At 57.1% G+C, this 646-nt stretch carries 1 protein-coding gene; it reads right to left on the reverse strand.

The genetic code is table 11. The features are described 5' to 3' along the window. Positions 1-445 precede the first annotated feature (445 nt). Positions 446-646, reverse strand: a 201-nt coding sequence (locus JQC81_RS32640) for an NAD(P)/FAD-dependent oxidoreductase (RefSeq protein ID WP_203275896.1), incomplete at its 5' end; no start/stop codon positions are given.

Below are 646 nucleotides of genomic sequence, written 5' to 3' on the forward strand. Positions count from 1 at the left end.
TGAACACCGCGTCCCCCCTCACTGTCGCCTCGACGTTGTAGCCGGAACTCTGAAACAAAAAGTTTGCGACACATCCCCGTCGAATCGTCCTTATCCTCGCGCGCGCCTCAGGCGCTGACGGAGGTAGGTTGTGGATCAGCATTGAATTCGGCCCGTTGAGTCGGCCGCCGCTACGCACATGATGTTGCTGGCGAACTTGTAGCGTAGAGGATTATTGTAGGCGCCGATCGTGATCCTACCGAATTGTTCGTCTTGTGTTGCCGGACCGAGGTGTTGCGCTTCCCTTGGGAGGAGTCAAAGCTTCGGTGCCGCTTCACACCCAACCAGACACTGCCAGACTGATGTTGTTCCTTCGTCCAAGGTACCGAGGTTTATTGCACAAACCTTGCTCCCCTCTGACGGTGCCGACTTTGACAAAGCCTTCTTTACCACCCACCAAATGATCTCAGAAGCGCTGCGGCAGGAAAGGCTTCAAGTCTATGCCTACGGGTTTCCGTTCGACCAAATCGACGACGAGCCGCGATGTGACCGCAGCTTGAGTGAGACCATAATGCCCATGACCGAAGGCGTAGATCACGCGCTGGTCACGTCCGGCGGGCCCGATCACCGGCAGGGAATCCGGGATCGAGGGACGAAAGCCCATCCA

The sequence above is a fragment of the Microvirga arabica genome, from assembly GCF_016811235.1.
Classification (GTDB): Bacteria; Pseudomonadota; Alphaproteobacteria; order Rhizobiales; family Beijerinckiaceae; genus Microvirga; species Microvirga arabica.